Source organism: Maribacter sp. 1_2014MBL_MicDiv, from assembly GCF_001865655.1.
Classification (GTDB): Bacteria; Bacteroidota; Bacteroidia; order Flavobacteriales; family Flavobacteriaceae; genus Maribacter; species Maribacter dokdonensis.
Genome location: NZ_CP011318.1, coordinates 1,073,866 through 1,090,512, shown reverse-complemented (window position 1 = coordinate 1,090,512; position 16,647 = coordinate 1,073,866). Strand labels below are relative to the sequence as shown.

Sequence of the window (16,647 nt, the reverse complement as noted above, 5' to 3'; positions counted from 1 at the left end):
CCCTTTAAGAAAAGGGCTTTTTTAATTCGTTTAGATAAAAATTATTTTGCTTTTTTACCTCTAACTGTTTTGTTTTTTGTTTTTGATTTAGAACCAACTCTAGACATTGCACATCTAAATCCTATATAGTCCGTAGCCATATATTGTGGTAAATATCTTCTTTGTGCTGGGTCTAACCAGTATGCTCTATCTCTCCAAGATCCACCTTTGTAAACTCTTACTTCATCATTGATCAAAGTAGTTCTGTTGTTAGATGAATCATAACCTTTTATAAGATTACCTAAAGAATCTCTTTCAACTGAATGCTTAGGAGAGTTGTACATTTTTTTCTTGGAATCCTCTTCGTCTCCATCGTTGAATCTATCATAGAATCTTGAAGAACCAGGATCTCCATCTCTATATCCTCTGTTGTCACTTGATGAGAAATTAGTTCTTAAGTATGTTTCTTCTTCATCTACGGGAACCATTTTAATTTCTCCCGGTAAATTTACGGCTACTACTTTTCCGTTAGGTAATGTATCGTAGACGATTGAATCTCTTAAAATATTTACTTTGCCATCTTCGCCAATGGCTGTTTTCATGTAAATATTACCTCTATAGTAGTTAAAGTCACTTACCTCATCGTCAACTATTGGTCTATAAACATCCGCTACCCACTCGGCAACGTTACCGGCCATATCGTATAAACCTAAATCGTTAGGCTTGTAAGACATTACTTCGGCAGTAATATCTGCTCCGTCATCGGACCAACCTGCAATTCCGCCGTAATCACCCTTTGCTTGCTTAAAGTTGGCTAATTGATCACCACGACCTACACGTTGTCCGTTTCTAGTGTAATCGCCTTCCCAAGGATACTTTTTTCTACCTCTGTAATTGTTATATTCTCTTTGCCCAACTTGTGCTTGCGCTGCATATTCCCATTCTGTTTCAGTTGGTAATCTATATTCGGGCATAATGATACCGCTGCTTCTCTTGGCAAAAGTTGAAACGCTATCCTTTTTCTTTTTACCTTGTAATGAATCAATTTGTCCATTATATACAGATTCAGGTCTATTTAAATATGCCTCTGTACTGAAAGTGCCTTGTACTTCACCTGTAGCTGCTTGATATTTGGCATCTTCAGATAAGTAACCTTCTCTTTCTAGCATAACTTCGTTTACACGATCTGTTCTCCATTCGGCAAATTGTGTTGCTTGGATCCAGTTTACGCCAACTACAGGGTATTCTGCATATGCAGGGTGTCTCAAGTAGTTGTTGGTCATGGTTTCATTAAAACCTAATCTATTTCTCCATACCAATGTATCTGGCAGTGCACCTACGTAAATGTTAGTGTATTTAGGGTTTTCTGGTGGATATACGCTTTTTAAATAGTCAAGGTATTCCAAATACATTACGTTGGTTACCTCTGTCTCATCCATATAAAAAGACTGTACATGTTGTGAAGTCGGAGTATTGTTCCAATCATGCATTACGTCATCTTGAACCTTACCTTTGGTAAACGTTCCACCTTCAACGAATACTAATCCAGGAGCGGTTTCTTGCTCTTTAAAATCGGTATTGTATTGAAAACCACCTTCCTTGGCATTTATTTTCCAACCTGTAGCTCTAGAGGTGTTTTTAGAAGAAGATGAAGATTTTGAACAGCTACTAGCTGTTAAGCCTCCTACTATAACCGTGCACGAGAGTACAACTTTTACTAAATGTTTTTTCATAATTAGGACTTGAGTTCAATTGTCATATTAAATAGTAGTTTGATTACTATTTCAATATGATACTGTAATTTCTTTTAATTTGTTTGTCACTTTCGCTCAATAGAACGGTGTTTTTATAAGATTATTTTATAATTAAAAATAATTTTGAAAATCTAAAAAATAACCGTTTGTAAAATTGGGCCTTCTTTAAAGGTTAAACGGTTAAATCAGTCAAATAGTATGGTTCAGGATAAAACTTTTAGAATGTGATAATAAGGCTTGTAATCTAAATTCGGATAAAAGCTATGACCCTTATATTCGACTTAAATTATAAAATCTTATAAAAAACTTAATATTCATGCAAGATAACGGGAAAATGTGCGTTTACATGTAAAATATTGGAGTTGAGAATAAGGTAAACACTATATTTCGACTTTAAAAATTAATAAAGAACAATTATTAAGATGAGAAAAATTTCATTTGTTTTCTTTGTATTGATTATCGGTAAAGTATTTGCACAAGATGACCAACGTGTAATTACAACGGCGGTGCCATTTCTGACAATAGCGGCAGATGCTAGGTCTGCTGGTATGGGTGATATGGGTGTGGCAACTTCTACAGATGCTTTTTCTCAACAATGGAACCCTGCTAAATTTGCATTTGCGGAGCAAAAAATAGGTATAGGTGTAAGTTATACACCATATTTGGAAAGTATTATCACGGATATCTCTTTGCTAAATGCAAGTTTTTATAATAAAATTGATGAGCAAAGTGCATTTGCGGTCAGTTTGCGATATTTTACTTTAGGTGAAATTGAGTTAAGACAGTTTGCCAATGATCCGGGTACTATTGCGAAACCGAATGAATTGGCTTTGGATGGGTCATACTCATTAAAGTTAAGTCCTACTTTTTCAATGGCAGTTGGTGGACGATATATAAGATCTAATTTGAAATTACCACAGAATGGTAGTGAGGATTCACAAGCCGCAGGTTCATTTGCGGTAGATGTAGCCGGTTACTACAGGTCTAGAGAAATAGCCTATAATAATTTTGACGGTAGATGGAGAGGTGGCTTCAACCTTTCTAATATTGGTGGTAAAATTCAATATGATGAAGGTGGACAGGAAAACTTCTTGCCTAGTAAATTAAGTGTTGGTGGTGGTTTTGATTTCATTTTAGATCAAGATAACGTAATAGGTATTACTACGGAGTTTACTAAATTGCTGGTGCCAACACCTCAAGATTTTGATGGTGATGGTGATGTTGATGCGGCAGATAATGATATCTATCAAAATGAAAGTGGATTCAGTGGAATATTTAATTCTTTTACAGATGCACCAGATGGTTTTAGTGAAGAGCTAAAGGAGTTTACTTGGGCATTAGGCGCTGAATATGTTTATCAGGATGCTTTTATGATTAGAACCGGTTATTTCAACGAGAGTGAGGAAAAAGGATCTAGAAAGTTCTTTACGTTGGGTGCAGGGTTCAAGTTTAAGGCTGCTCAGGTAGATCTTTCTTATTTGTTTTCAACGTCTCAAGTGCGTAATCCACTAGAGAACACACTACGTTTTTCACTTACTTTTAATTTAGGGGAAGAGTATTATAATGATTAAAGTTCAAAAAGTTTAATAATAGAAAAAACCTGCTAATTTGCAGGTTTTTTTATGCGACATTCTCTCAGGTACAATTAATATATGTAGATTGATAAATAAAAAAATATGATCAACCAGAAGAAGATAAGCTTTGATATCACCATATATGATTCATTTGATGAATTAAAGGTTGAAGACCAAAGTTTAATGACCGCAGCTATACAGGCAAGACAACGGGCGTATGCACCATACTCTAGTTTTAATGTAGGTGCTTCTATTTTATTGGATAATGGGGAGATTGTTGAAGGTAACAATCAAGAAAATGCTTCTTATCCATCAGGTTTATGTGCGGAAAGGGTGGCTATATTTTATGCAGGGGCCAATTATCCTGGTGTAAAAATTAAAGCGATCGCCATTACTGCGGCATCTTTAAATCATGAAGTTAATGAGCCGGCAGCTCCATGTGGTAATTGTAGGCAAGCAATATCTGAATACGAGTTTAAACAGGGCGAACCTATTAAAATATTGATGATGGGTGAGACAGGTAGTGTTATTGAATGTAGTTCTTTGGCAGATTTATTGCCGTTAGGGTTCAATAGTACATTTCTCAATTAAAATGACATTATAAATATACACGTTATAAGCTTTATTTGTTAAGCTTGTAATTTCTTAATGGATTTGCTTCTTTAATTTTTATCGATTCATTTATATGTGTATTTTTGCTGTTCTTGGATACCTAGGTTGTACTGCCTCTGTTATCAATAAAGAAATTTAAACCTTTAGTTAAAATTGATGGAAAAAATCACCAAGGAAACGTATTTGAAATGGTATGAAGACATGCTGTTTTGGAGGAAATTTGAGGATAAATTGGCTGCTGTATACATTCAGCAGAAGGTAAGAGGGTTTTTGCATTTGTATAATGGGCAAGAGGCAGTTTTGGCTGGTGCACTACATGCAATGGATTTAACCAAAGACCGAATGATAACTGCGTATAGAAACCATGTTCAGCCAATTGGTATGGGTGTTGACCCTAAAAAAGTTATGGCAGAGCTATATGGTAAAGTGACCGGTACTTCAAAAGGTATGGGTGGTTCTATGCATATTTTTTCAAAAGAACATCGTTTTCATGGTGGGCATGGTATCGTTGGGGGGCAAATTCCATTAGGTGCAGGTATGGCTTTTGGTGATAAGTACGCTGGAAGAGATAACGTAACCCTTTGTTATATGGGTGATGGTGCTGTAAGACAAGGTTCGTTACATGAAACTTTTAATTTGGCAATGTTATGGCAATTACCCGTTGTTTTTATTTGTGAAAATAATGGCTACGCCATGGGTACTTCAGTGGCAAGAACATCGTTCTCTACCGAAATTTGGAAATTAGGTTTAGGTTATGAAATGCCTTGTGGGCCTGTTGATGGTATGAACCCGGTAACTGTTGCGCAAGAAATGAGTAAGGCGATCGAAAGAGCACGTAGTGGTGGTGGACCAACTTTTCTTGAAATGAAAACATATAGATATAGAGGTCATTCTATGTCAGATGCACAACATTACAGAACCAAAGATGAGGTTGAAGAGTATAAAAAAATAGATCCAATTACTCAGGTGTTGGATATTATTAAGGAAAATAAATATGCGACCGACGCTGAAATTAAGGATATTGACAAAAAAGTGAAATCCTTGGTTAAGGAATGTGAGAAGTTCGCAGAAGAATCAGATTATCCACCAGTAAACCAATTATATGATATGGTTTACGAACAAGAGGATTTTCCATTTGTTCAACATAAAATATAATTAAATGGCAGTAGTAGTAAATATGCCCCGTTTGAGCGATACCATGGAAGAAGGTACCGTTGCAAAGTGGTTAAAAAGCGTTGGAGATAAAATAGAGGAAGGAGATATATTAGCCGAAATTGAAACTGATAAGGCAACAATGGAATTCGAGTCCTTCAATGAAGGTACTCTTTTGCATATCGGTATTCAAGAAGGAGATACAGCTCCGGTAGATAGCCTTTTGGCAATTATTGGGGATGAAGGTGAAGATATTTCTTCCTTGGTAAGTGGAGGAGGTGAGTCCTCTGAAGAATCATCAAGTGAGGAGTCGTCATCTGATGAGGCTTCTTCAAGTGATGAAGAAACTTCAGGAGGTGCTGAAATTCCAGAAGGGGTTGAGATTGTTAAAATGCCTCGATTGAGTGATACCATGGAAGAGGGTACCGTTGCTAGCTGGTTGAAGAAAGTTGGTGATGATGTTGAAGAAGGTGATATTCTTGCTGAAATTGAAACGGATAAGGCTACAATGGAATTTGAGTCTTTCTATAATGGTAAGTTATTGTATATAGGAATACAAGAAGGTGAATCTTCACCGGTAGATGCTGTTTTGGCAATAATTGGACCTGAAGGCACAGATGTTGACGCAGTATTAAATAGTAAATCTGGAGGAAGCAAAAAAAGTGCTCCTGCTCAAGATAAAAAAGAGGAGAAATCTTCAGGTGCATCAGAGAAGAAAGATGAGGTTAAACTTGCATCGGACGGAGCTAGGATTTTTGCATCTCCATTAGCTAAAAAGATAGCCGCTGATAAAGGAATTGATTTGTCAACTGTTTCTGGATCAGGAGATAATGGTAGAATAATAAAGAAAGATGTGGAGAATTATACTCCAAGTACATCTGCTGCTCCAGCGGCTACTGCCGGAGCTAAAGCTGAAAATGCAATTTCATCACAACCTGTATCAATGGCATTGCCTTCAGGAGAAGAAGGAACTGAAGAGGTTAAGAATTCTAACATGCGTAAGGCTATAGCTAAGGCATTAGGTAATTCAAAATTCAACGCTCCTCACTTCTATCTAACGATTGAGGTTGATATGGATAACGCTAAGGCATCAAGGGCGCAGATCAATAGTCTACCTGATACTAAAGTGTCATTTAATGATATGGTTTTGAAAGCCTGTGCAATGGCGCTGAAAAAGCATCCTCAAGTAAACACGTCATGGAACGGAGATACTACAAAGTATCATAAGCATATACATATGGGTGTTGCTGTAGCTGTTGATGAAGGTTTGGTTGTACCAGTAGTAAAGCATGCTGATTTGTTGGGCTTAACTCAAATAGGTAGTGCTGTTAAGGATTTAGCCGGTAAGGCTAGAAATAAGAAAATTGCACCTTCTGAAATGGAAGGAAGTACATTTACGGTTTCTAATCTAGGTATGTTCGGTATTCTTGAATTTACAAGTATTATCAATCAGCCAAATTCAGCTATTTTATCCGTAGGTGCTATAGTTGAAAAGCCAGTAGTGAAAAATGGAGCAATAGTGGTAGGTAATACAATGAAGTTGACACTAGCTTGCGATCATAGAACGGTTGATGGTGCAGTTGGTGCTCAGTTCTTACAGACTTTGAAGTACTTTGTGGAAAACCCGGTTACTATGTTGGCATAGATAATTAATTTTATAAATAGAATAAGAAAAGCATCCTTTCATCGGGATGCTTTTTTTTATCTTTAGATTTTAAAAATAAGATGTTATGAGACATATAGTAATTGTATTTCTTGGTGGTCTGTTAGTAGCCTGTGGAGGTACAAAAGTGAATCAATCAACAGTTTTAAATCCCAATAATCCAAAAGGAGTCAAAGGTTCGGTTGTAAAGAACAAGGTTACAATGACTGAGGGTTCCGTTATGAACGCTGTAGATACAACCCCAAAAGATATTGAAGCGTTGATGACTTTTTTGACTTCAGATGATTTGAAAGGAAGAGATACTGGGAGTGATGGTATAACTAAGGCAGCTGATTTTATAGAGAATATATTCTCTAGGAATAATATTCAACCTTATTTTAATTCATATAAAGACACTTTAGAAAATTATAGTGATGGTACAGCGTATAATGTAGTGGGGTTTCTGCCAGGCACAGATTCGGATTTAAAAAATGAGTATGTAATAATAGGTGCTCACTATGATCACATTGGGATAATTAGTGGAGATGATAGCGATACTATAGCTAATGGAGCAAATGATAACGCCTCTGGTTCAACTGCGGTAATAGAATTCGCAAAATATTTTGCTCAAACTAAAAATAATAATCGCAGTATTATTTTTGCATTGTTTTCTGCGGAAGAAAAGGGATTGTTGGGGTCTAAACATTTGGCAGACAAATTATTGACCCAGAATTTAGATTTATACGTTATGTTGAATTTTGAAATGATAGGTGTGCCTATGGTGAACAAAGACCATAGTCTCTATTTAACTGGTTATGAATTGTCAAATCTTGCGGAAGTAAGTAATAAATATGCGCAAAAGAATTTGGTAGGTTTTTTGCCAAAGGCAAAAGAGTTTAATTTATTTAGACGTTCAGATAATGCACCGTTTCACGATAAATTTAACGTTCCTTCTCAAACCTTTAGTTCGTTCGACTTTACTAATTTTGGTGAATATCATAAAGTAGGAGACGAAGCCTCTTTAATGGATTACAACTTTATGTCCAATATGGTAAATGAAGTAAAGCCAATGTTGGAGGGTATTATTAATGCTCCTTTAAAAGAAGTAAAATATAACTAATGGATTATATAGTTGTAACGGGTACAAGTAGAGGAATTGGCTTTGAATTAAGTAAATTATTGGCATATGCAGGTTATGCAGTCTTGGCACTTTCAAGAAATGACAGTCCCATAAAGAATATTGGTCATAAAAACATTACCGCATTTCCATTTGATGTTTCATCGGCAAAAGACAGAGAAAAGGTTAATGAATATTTAAAGGTCAATAACGCAAAAGTTCTAGCTCTAATAAATAATGCTGGTAAATTGGTGAATAAACCTTTTATGGAAATTACCGAAGAAGAATTTAAATCGGTTTATGATGTCAATGTTTTTGGGGTAGCTTCAATGACAAAATTAATTGTGCCATTTATGGACAAAGATGGTCATGTGCTTACTATTAGTTCTATGGGAGGTATTCAGGGTAGTGCAAAATTTCCCGGTCTATCTGCATATAGCTCTAGTAAAGGGGCTGTACTGACATTAACGGAATTGTTGGCCGAGGAATTTAAAGAAACCGGTCCCTCGTTCAATGCGTTGGCCTTAGGTGCCGTGCAAACGGAAATGTTAGAAGAGGCATTTCCAGGTTATCTAGCACCTTTGAGTGCAAAAGAAATGGCAGAATATATAATGGATTTTGCCTTAAAAGGACAAAAAATGTATAACGGTAAAATTTTGCAAGTAAGCAGTAGTACACCATAAAATGCAGCAAACCTTAGCTAAATATCTTCCAGAACTAGCGGTTAGTCCATGTTTTGAACTAATAAAGAATAGTCAGGTGCATTTAAAAATAGTAAATGAGCGCGTTACTAGGCATGGGGATTATAGACGGGGGAAAGACGGCAAACATCAGATTACCGTTAATGCGTCCTTAAATAAATATAGGTTTTTAATAACCTTAATTCATGAAATTGCACATTTAATGGCATTTGAGAAATATGGTAGAAATATTAAACCTCATGGTATTGAATGGAAGAAAACATTTCAGTTTTTAATGCTTCCGTTTATTCGTCCAGAGGTATTTCCATCGCAACTGTTGCCCTTATTAGCATATCATTTTAAAAATCCAAAAGCAAGCAGTAGTACAGATGCTCGTTTGTCAATAGCTTTAAAACAGTTTGATGAACAACAATCGGAAAAATCTTACGTTTACGAATTACCAATAGGGTGCGTTTTTCGCATATATAACGGAAAATTATTTAAGAAAGGAAATAAACGAACAAAGCGTTATGAATGTGTAGAAATATCTTCTGGAAGAATATTTTTATTTCAACCAAATGCTGAAGTGGAATTAATAAAAAGCTGACATGAATAAAAATTATTATGCCGTTTTAATGGCAGGCGGAGTAGGATCAAGATTTTGGCCAATTAGCACAAGTGATAATCCAAAGCAGTTCCACGATATGTTGGGTACAGGTGATACACTTATACAGAAGACATTTCAAAGACTTAATAGATTTGTGCCAACAGAAAATATACTCATTTTAACCAATGAGAGGTATAATGATTTAGTGCTAGAACAATTACCAATGGTTAAACAAGAACAAGTAGTTCTTGAACCGGCTATGAGAAATACTGCGCCATGTATACTATATGCTGCCTTAAAAATTCAGAAAATGAATGAAGATGCAGTTATGATCGTTGCGCCAAGTGATCATTGGATCGAAGATGAAGATGCATTTGCAAAAGATGTTACAGCTTGTTTTAAAAAATGTGAAACTGAAGATGTTTTGTGTACGTTAGGTATTAAACCATCCTTTCCAAATACCGGATTTGGTTATATAGAATACAATAAAGAAGATACGGCTCCGATAAAAAAGGTAAATCAGTTTAGGGAAAAACCAGACTATGAAACGGCAAAAGATTTTTTAGCTCAAGGAAATTTTTTGTGGAATGCCGGTATATTTATGTGGAGTGCAAAAACAATAGTGAATGCATTTCAGAATTTTCAGCCAAAACAATACGCTTTATTCAGAGATGGGTTAGTGTGTTATAATACGGAAGACGAGAAGAAGTTCATATCTGAAAACTACCCAAAAGCGGAGAATATTTCTATTGATTATGCAATTTTAGAAAACTCAAATGCTATTTATGTTAAAGAAGCTACTTTTGACTGGAATGATTTAGGTACTTGGGGTTCTTTGTATGATAAATTAGATAAGGAAGAAAATAATAACGCCGTTGTAAACGCAAAAGTTTTGGTGCAAGATGCAAGTGGTAATATGATCCGATCTAAGGCTGGTAAAGTTGTAGTTGTAGATGGCTTAAATGATTATATCATTGTTGATAAGGATGAAGTACTTTTGATCTATCCGAAAACAAAAGAACAGGACATTAAACAGGTTTTAAACAAGGTAAAAGATACCTTTGGTGATGAATTCGCTTAAATATGGAGAACAATCTTAATCAAGACAATATTACACCCACTAGTAATGAAGGTGGAGGTAGTGAAGAAGTAAAAAAAGATTTTCAAGGTCTTTTAGGTAGTGTAAAAAAGTTTCTTTCTGAGTTATTGGATATTAGAACCAATACGGACCAGCAGGCAACTAAAGAAGCTATAATTGCCGATATACCTTTTAAGGGCCATACTTCTTGGATTTTGATTTGTTCCATATTTATAGCATCTATAGGATTAAACGCGAATTCTACAGCTGTTGTAATCGGTGCCATGTTAATATCTCCATTAATGGGCCCTATTCTAGGAATAGGTATGTCGGTTGCAATCAATGATATTGATACTTTAAAAAGATCGCTTAAGAATTTTGCCGTAATGGTGGTTTTGAGCGTTATTACCGCTTATTTATTTTATCGCTTTTTTCCGCTTAGAGATGAGTCTTCTGAGCTGTTGGCAAGGACCGAACCAGATATTAGAGATGTATTGATAGCCTTTTTTGGTGGTTTGGCATTGGTAATAGCCCGTGCTAAAAAGGGGACTATAGCCAGTGTTATTTTTGGTGTTGCGATTGCTACTGCATTAATGCCGCCTTTATGTACCGTAGGTTTTGGACTGGCCATTGGTAATTGGGGTTATGCATCTGGTGCAATGTATCTCTTTATCATAAACACTATTTTTATTGCGCTAGCGACTTTCTTGGTTATTAAATTGTTGCGTTTTCCAATGGTGCGCTATGTGAATTCACAACGAAGAAAATTAATTGGAAGATTAGCCTCTTTGTTGGCGGTATTGGTCATGATACCAGCTGGATTTACGTTTTACAATGTATTTAAAAAGTCTCTTTTCAACAGGGATGCTGAAGCTTTTATAACCGAAAAAATTGAGCCTTATCAATTTGCCGGTGAGGGTAAATTTTTAAAAGATTTCAGTGAGGTGGTTTATAATGACGAGGGTAAATCTAAAATAGAACTGTTCTTTATGGGCAATGATGGTATCCCTGATAATGTTATTGCAACATGGCGTACCCAAATGGCGGAGTATAAGCAATTAAGTGAGACCGAGCTTGCTGTGGTGCAAGGTTCAAGGAGTGAAGAAGCTACTCAGTTAAAGTATGTAAACGAGTTATATGAATCTCAGAAAAGTATTTTAACCAGCAAGGATGAGAAAATACAGCTTTTGGAAAATGAGCTCATGCGTTTAAATCAGATTTCATCTAATCAAATTCCTTTTAATGAAATAAGTCTTGAGGCAAAAACCAATTATGAGAATTTAGATCGTATAGGGTATGCTTATTTGATTTCAACAGATTTTACTAAGACTGATAGTATACCATTGTTTGAGGTAACTTGGAAAAAAGAAGCCAAAAGGGCAGAAACGGTTAAAGACATTAACAAGCTTCAAGAATGGTTAAGACTACGTTTAAATAATAAGAAGATTCAAATAAAGGAAATGCCTAAAGATTAATTTTGCTCTTGAATATACATTTGGCGTACTTTCTTGAAGAGATCTGATGAATAAACAAAATTGGTAACAGCTTCGTTATCGGTTTTAAAGATTTCGTTTTTGGTGCCTTCCCATTCCAACAGCCCGTCTTTTAAGAAAATAATTTTCTCCCCAATTTGCATCACTGAATTCATGTCATGAGTGTTAATGACCGTGGTGATATTATATTCTTCAGTAATTTCTTTGATCAAGTTATCTATAAGAATTGCCGTCTTGGGGTCTAACCCAGAGTTGGGTTCATCGCAAAAAAGATATTTTGGATTCATAACAATAGCACGAGCAATGGCAACACGTTTTTGCATACCTCCAGATATCTCAGAGGGAAATTTATGGTGGGCATCAACAAGGTTTACCCTTTTTAAAACAGTGTCTACACGTTCTTGCATTTCAGCTTTTGATTGTTTGGTAAACATTTCTAGTGGAAACATTACGTTGCCTTCAACCGTCATGCTATCAAATAGGGCGCTTCCTTGAAATACCATACCCATTTCTTGTCGTAAATCTCGCTTTTCGTCGTCAGAATGCTCAGAATACAGCTTGCCATCATATGCTATACCACCCTTTTCAGGTTCAAATAGTCCCAATAGGCATTTTAGAAAAACAGTTTTACCAGATCCACTTTGACCAATGATCAAATTAGTTTTTCCTTTTTCAAAGGTGGTAGAAATCCCTTTTAGGATATGAGCTTCGCCAAAAGATTTATGTATGTCTCGTACGTCTATCATTATCCTAGTAAAAGTTGGGTTAAAATATAATTAAGTATTATTATAACAACACTGGTCCACACGAACGAGGTTGTACTTGCTTTACCTACCTCCAATGCACCACCCTTCATGTAAAACCCATGAAATGAAGGTACTGTTGCAATTACAAAAGCAAAAATTAAGGTTTTTACAAATGCATAAGCAATATGAAAAGGAACAAAATCAGATTGTAAACCTGTAATGAAATCCTCACTAGTAAGAAATCCGCCAAAAACACCGGCCATCCATCCTCCAAAAATTCCTACATACATAGAAATAGCAATCGCAAAGGGGTAGAATAACATGGCTATAATTTTAGGAAATACCAAGTAGTTCAATGAGTTGACACCCATAACCTCCAAAGCATCTATTTGTTCTGTAACCCTCATAGTACCTATGCTAGAGGTAATGTAAGATCCTACCTTACCTGCCATAATTATAGATACAAAAGTTGGGGCAAATTCTAATATTACCGATTGTCTGGTGGCAAAACCAATTAAATTTCTGGGTATTAACGGGTTTGTTAAGTTAAGTGCTGTTTGTATGGCAACAACGGCACCTATAAAAAAGGAGATAAATATGATAATACCCAATGAACTAAAGATAAGTTCATCTATTTCTTTAAATATAAGGGACTTCATTATTCTCCATTTTGTAGGTTTTTTAAAAACCTCACGGATCATAATGGCATAGCTTCCTACAGATGCTAAATAGTTCATTTATTAAAAATAAAAATCTTACCGTAAAAATAACAATAATGCACCTGATTTAACCTGCGATTAATCTTTAAAGGTGTAAATTATTTACTTTTGCGCTTCAATCTTATACGTATGAAAATGAAAAGATATTTTATTGCTTCGTTGTTTATTGGAACATTGTTGGCAGCCAGTGGTTTAACTGCCCAAAAGAAAAATAAGAACAATGTAAGTGATGAATTGCTGAGGTCAAAACCTAAATTGGTCGTAGGTATCGTAGTTGACCAAATGAGATATGATTATTTAACCCGTTTTTATGATCAATATGGACAAGACGGATTTAAAAGATTGGTTGAACAGGGTTTTAACTGTAAAAACAATCATTTTAATTATGCGCCAACCAGTACTGGACCGGGGCATACTTCAGTGTATACCGGTACAACTCCTTCTGTACACGGTATAATAGGCAATAACTGGTATGATAAGCAATTAGATGCAAGTGTATATTGTGCTAGTGATGATACCTATGCTTCTGTAGGTACTACTTCAGATGCGGGTAAAATGTCTCCACATAGAATGTCCGTAACAACTATTACAGATGAGCTTAGATTGCATACACAAATGCAAGGAAAGACCATAGCAATTGCCTTGAAGGATAGAGGTGCCGTATTACCAGGTGGACATACTGCCAATGCGGCATATTGGTTTCATGGCGGTGATGAAGGTAAGTGGGTTACGAGCTCGTATTATATGAGTCAATTACCAAAATGGGTGAACGATTTTAATACCTCTGGTACCGCTCAATCGTATAAAAGAGAATGGAATACACTTAGAGATATTAAAGAATACAGAGAAAGCGGAATTGATAATAATCTTTTTGAAGGAAAATTTGAAGGTGAAACCTCTACTTCTTTCCCTCACAAACCTGCTGAGCTTTTAGATAAAACTAAAAATTTTGATATAATAAAAGCAACGCCGTTTGGTAATTCTTTGACCGCAGATTTTGCAATAGAAGCACTGCAACAGGTAAACTTGGGTAAAGACAATATTACCGATTTTTTGGCAGTAAGTTTTTCAAGTACAGACTATGTGGGGCATATGTTTGGGGTTAATTCTAAGGAAATTGAAGATACTTATTTAAGGTTAGATGAAGATTTAGCTAGGCTGTTCAAGGCATTGGATAAAAATGTAGGTGAAGGAGAATATACTTTGTTTCTTACGGCAGATCATGGAGCTGTTGAAGTGCCTACCTATTTAAAAAGCGAAAAAATACCATCTGGTTATGTTGATACGGCTGCAAATAAAAAGAGATTGAAAGAGTTTTTACAATATAAATATGGTACTGAAGATATTATTAAAAATTACTCTAATGATCAAATATTCTTAGATCATAAAATTGTAAAAAACTTAGATTTGAGTTTGGCAGAAGTGCAAATCGAAATAGCGCAAGAGGTTTTGGACTATGATGCAATTGATAGGGTGTATACCGCAAATCAAATGTGGAGTAATGATTATACATCTGGTATACCTTATATTTTACAAAATGGATATAATCAAAAAAGATCTGGTGATGTATTGATCGTTTTAAAACCAGGGTATATTTCCTACAGTACTACAGGGTCTACTCATGGGTCTCCTCAAATATATGACACACATGCCCCATTATTATTTTATGGAAAAGGTATACAGCCGGGTTCAACCGTAAATAGAACTGAAATACCGGATATTGCACCAACTATATCGGCGCTATTGGGTATTTCTTTTCCGAACGGTGCTACAGGTAAACCTATAACCGAGGTATTAAAATAATATGGATGACAGGCCTATAGGTATTTTTGATTCGGGTATTGGTGGTACGTCTATATGGGGTGAAATCCAAGAATTAATGCCATATGAAAATTGTATTTACTTGGCCGATAGTAAATATGCTCCTTATGGAGAAAAATCTCAGGAACGTATTCTAGAGCTGAGTATTAAGAATACCGAATACTTACTGAATCAAAATTGTAAATTAATAGTCGTTGCCTGTAATACGGCAACGACTAATACAATTAGCTATTTAAGGGCCAATTATAACGTACCTTTTATTGGTATAGAGCCTGCTATAAAACCAGCGGCTATCAATACCAAATCCAAAATTATCGGAATCTTGGCAACAAAGGGTACATTGTCCAGTAGTTTGTTTCATAGCACCACCAAAAATCACGCTGCAGGAATTACCGTTATAGAACAACGTGGTACCGGTCTAGTGGAAATGATAGAGAATGGTCAGCTAAGAAGTAAAGAACTTTATCAACTCTTAGAAAGTTACATAAAGCCTATGCTTGATCAAGGTATGGATTATCTTGTTTTAGGTTGCACCCATTACCCATATCTTATTCCACTTTTGAAAAAAATGTTGCCAGAGCATGTCACAATTATAGATTCTGGAGAAGCTGTGGCCAGACAGACCAAAATCGTATTGGAAAAGAACGGTTTGTTGTCGAATACCACTAAATTGGGTTCCCATCAAATTTATACTAATGGAGATGAAACAGTGCTGTCATCAATAATAGAAAGTACAACAGTTAAATACACTGTTCAATCTAAAGAGTTTTAAGTACGTTGTTTTTTTTTACATATGTCAAATAGGTAAAAGAAAGTTTGTGTTTTTCGTCTGCCGGATGAAACTCTTGCGTGGTTAGCATCCAATAGTTTTCATCAATTTCAGGGAAATACGTATCTGCATCTTCAAAAACACCGTGTACACGTGTAAGCTCTATCTTGTCTGATTTCTTTTCGCCTTGCTTATAAATTTCACCACCGCCAATAATGAAGGCAATTTCATTTTTTACGAGATCAATAGCTTCATCCAAGGAATGGACTACTATACATTCATCATAATCAGTAGTGTAATTTTTATCTCTTGTGATGATTATATGGGTTCTGTTTGGTAGTGGTTTAGGAAAACTTTCAAACGTTTTTCTTCCCATAATAATTTTATGTCCGGTGGTTAGTTTTTTAAAACGTTTAAAGTCATCTGGTAAATGCCAAAGCAGATCGTTGTCTTTGCCCAAGGCATTATTTTCCGCTGCTGCGGCAATCATTATAAGTGTTTTCAAAGCAGTTTTTTTTTAGGTTCAATTTCTAAAGCTTCAGGTAATGGCAATTCTTCTTCAACTTCTTTTTGTAATTTAGAAATTCGCTGTTTTTGTTTTTCCACTAATTTTTCGCGCTGCGATCGTTCCCAATCCTGACCCATGAACTTATTGGTGATAAAGACATTGAAAACATGCAAAACAAATAGAAATCCCCAAAAGGTAATTGCCCAAACAAACCAATTGTACTCTTGCCCGTATTTTAAGATTTTATTGATCAGTACCAAAAAGACACTGCCTACAAGAAAGATTACAAAATGAGTATAGAGTCGTTTTTTTTGTCGTACTCTTTTTTGAGCATTCTCTAACAATTCATGTTGCTCTATGTCTAATTTGGAGGTGTTTTTATTCTTAGAAAACATA

The 16,647-nt window shown here is 35.5% G+C and carries 16 protein-coding genes; 11 read left to right on the top strand and 5 right to left on the bottom strand.

Features of this window, described 5'->3' with window-relative positions; genetic code table 11:
• Nucleotides 1–41: 41 nt before the first annotated feature.
• Nucleotides 42–1,712 (bottom strand): gliding motility lipoprotein GldJ, encoded by a 1,671-nt coding sequence (gene gldJ, locus YQ22_RS04505; RefSeq protein WP_058105270.1) that lies wholly within the window; start codon nt 1,710–1,712, stop codon nt 42–44.
• Nucleotides 1,713–2,155: 443 nt separating this feature from the next.
• Between gldJ and porV the strand changes: the two genes are divergently transcribed.
• From porV to YQ22_RS04460, 9 genes are all read left to right on the top strand, one after another.
• Nucleotides 2,156–3,304, top strand: coding sequence for a type IX secretion system outer membrane channel protein PorV (porV, locus tag YQ22_RS04500; protein ID WP_071340221.1), 1,149 nt, complete (start codon nt 2,156–2,158; stop codon nt 3,302–3,304).
• A 108-nt stretch (nt 3,305–3,412) separates the two neighbouring features.
• The gene (gene cdd, locus YQ22_RS04495) at nt 3,413–3,898 is read left to right on the top strand and encodes a cytidine deaminase (protein WP_071342500.1); all 486 of its coding nucleotides are present in this window, start codon (nt 3,413–3,415) and stop codon (nt 3,896–3,898) included.
• A gap of 177 nt (nt 3,899–4,075) precedes the next feature.
• Complete coding sequence (pdhA, locus tag YQ22_RS04490) at nt 4,076–5,074, top strand: pyruvate dehydrogenase (acetyl-transferring) E1 component subunit alpha (protein WP_071340220.1); 999 nt, start codon at nt 4,076–4,078, stop codon at nt 5,072–5,074.
• Nucleotides 5,075–5,078: 4 nt separating this feature from the next.
• A complete protein-coding gene (locus YQ22_RS04485) occupies nt 5,079–6,716 on the top strand; it encodes a pyruvate dehydrogenase complex dihydrolipoamide acetyltransferase (RefSeq protein WP_071340219.1) in 1,638 nt (545 codons plus the stop codon).
• An 85-nt stretch (nt 6,717–6,801) separates the two neighbouring features.
• A complete protein-coding gene (locus YQ22_RS04480; RefSeq protein ID WP_071340218.1) occupies nt 6,802–7,833 on the top strand; it encodes a M28 family metallopeptidase in 1,032 nt (343 codons plus the stop codon).
• On the top strand, nt 7,833–8,513 hold the full coding sequence (locus YQ22_RS04475; RefSeq protein ID WP_071340217.1) for an SDR family NAD(P)-dependent oxidoreductase: 681 nt from the start codon (nt 7,833–7,835) through the stop codon (nt 8,511–8,513). Before YQ22_RS04480 ends, YQ22_RS04475 begins: the two co-directional genes overlap by 1 nt.
• A 1-nt stretch (nt 8,514) precedes the next feature.
• Complete coding sequence (locus YQ22_RS04470; protein ID WP_071340216.1) at nt 8,515–9,117, top strand: SprT-like domain-containing protein; 603 nt, start codon at nt 8,515–8,517, stop codon at nt 9,115–9,117.
• 1 nt (nt 9,118) lies between these two features.
• Nucleotides 9,119–10,198 carry a mannose-1-phosphate guanylyltransferase gene (locus YQ22_RS04465; RefSeq protein ID WP_071340215.1) on the top strand — a complete coding sequence of 360 codons (1,080 nt, stop codon included), beginning with the start codon at nt 9,119–9,121 and terminating at the stop codon, nt 10,196–10,198.
• Between the two features lie 2 nt (nt 10,199–10,200).
• The gene (locus tag YQ22_RS04460) at nt 10,201–11,670 is read left to right on the top strand and encodes a DUF389 domain-containing protein (protein WP_071340214.1); all 1,470 of its coding nucleotides are present in this window, start codon (nt 10,201–10,203) and stop codon (nt 11,668–11,670) included.
• Here YQ22_RS04460 and YQ22_RS04455 read toward each other — a convergent pair.
• Both YQ22_RS04455 and YQ22_RS04450 read right to left on the bottom strand, forming a co-directional pair.
• Entirely contained in the window at nt 11,667–12,434 is a 768-nt protein-coding gene (locus YQ22_RS04455) for an ABC transporter ATP-binding protein (RefSeq protein WP_058105279.1), read from the bottom strand. The two genes, YQ22_RS04460 and YQ22_RS04455, sit on opposite strands and share 4 nt — an antisense overlap.
• Nucleotides 12,434–13,171 carry an MlaE family ABC transporter permease gene (locus YQ22_RS04450; protein WP_058105280.1) on the bottom strand — a complete coding sequence of 246 codons (738 nt, stop codon included), beginning with the start codon at nt 13,169–13,171 and terminating at the stop codon, nt 12,434–12,436. The genes YQ22_RS04455 and YQ22_RS04450 overlap by 1 nt, the downstream gene beginning before the upstream one ends.
• 117 nt (nt 13,172–13,288) lie before the next feature.
• Between YQ22_RS04450 and pafA the strand changes: the two genes are divergently transcribed.
• Nucleotides 13,289–14,956: an alkaline phosphatase PafA gene (gene pafA / locus YQ22_RS04445; RefSeq protein WP_083414313.1), complete on the top strand. Its 1,668-nt coding sequence runs from the start codon at nt 13,289–13,291 to the stop codon at nt 14,954–14,956.
• 1 nt (nt 14,957) lies between these two features.
• Complete coding sequence (murI, locus tag YQ22_RS04440; protein WP_071340212.1) at nt 14,958–15,746, top strand: glutamate racemase; 789 nt, start codon at nt 14,958–14,960, stop codon at nt 15,744–15,746.
• Here the strand turns inward: murI and YQ22_RS04435 are convergent.
• A complete protein-coding gene (locus tag YQ22_RS04435) occupies nt 15,733–16,233 on the bottom strand; it encodes a dihydrofolate reductase (protein WP_071340211.1) in 501 nt (166 codons plus the stop codon). The genes murI and YQ22_RS04435 overlap by 14 nt on opposite strands.
• Nucleotides 16,234–16,244: 11 nt before the next feature.
• The gene (locus YQ22_RS04430) at nt 16,245–16,646 is read right to left on the bottom strand and encodes a 2TM domain-containing protein (RefSeq protein WP_071340210.1); all 402 of its coding nucleotides are present in this window, start codon (nt 16,644–16,646) and stop codon (nt 16,245–16,247) included.
• Nucleotide 16,647: the final 1 nt, after the last annotated feature.